The following is a 693-nucleotide window of genomic DNA, read 5'->3' on the forward strand; positions in this document are numbered from 1 at the left end:
TTCCAGTAAAGCCTTTCTTATTTTGGTGGAACTTACCGCGACATCTTCGATATCCTGTTTCGAGATCTCTTCTACTTCAAAATCATATTCTTTTCCAAATTCTCTCAGGTCGTTAATATCTGCTGTACGATTGCGGCCAAACCTGTGGTCATATCCAATAATTATTTTCTTCGCTTTTAATTTCTGCACAAGAAAATCCCGCACAAATTCCCTGGCCGAAAGCCTGGAGAACTGCTGAGTGAAAGGGTGAATGATCAAATGATCAATACCACTCTTTTCGAGTATTCCTTTTCGTTCTTCAATAGTATTGATCAATTTTATATCGGCATCCTTTTGCAACACCATCCTGGGGTGAGGAAAAAAAGTAAGTATGGCCGATTCAAGGTTTCCGGCCCGGGCAGTGTTGACCAGTCTTTCGATGATCTTTTGATGCCCAATATGAACTCCGTCAAAAGTGCCAATGGTCACTACTGTATGATGATTGCTGCTGAAGGCGTGCGCTCCTTTATGTTCTTTCAAGGCTGGTGCTATTTCCCGTTAAAGGTGTTCATTGTATTATTTATTCCCGCCGTCCCGAAAGATCTAATGATCTCCAGGGCTTTGTCTAATCTCTCCGGAAGCTTTTTATTCTCTTCCTCATCCCATTCTCCCAGCACATAATCTACCTGCCGGCCTTTGGAAAATTCATCGCTT

2 pseudogenes are annotated in these 693 nt (G+C 42.3%); both read right to left on the minus strand.

The window, feature by feature from the left end:
* Window positions 1–519: pseudogene (locus HC175_RS15945) on the minus strand (bifunctional riboflavin kinase/FAD synthetase); the annotation flags it as partial.
* Between the two features lie 8 nt (window positions 520–527).
* Window positions 528–693 (minus strand): annotated as a pseudogene (locus tag HC175_RS15950) (aminoacyl-tRNA hydrolase); the annotation flags it as partial.

The sequence above is a fragment of the Salinimicrobium oceani genome (assembly GCF_012037645.1).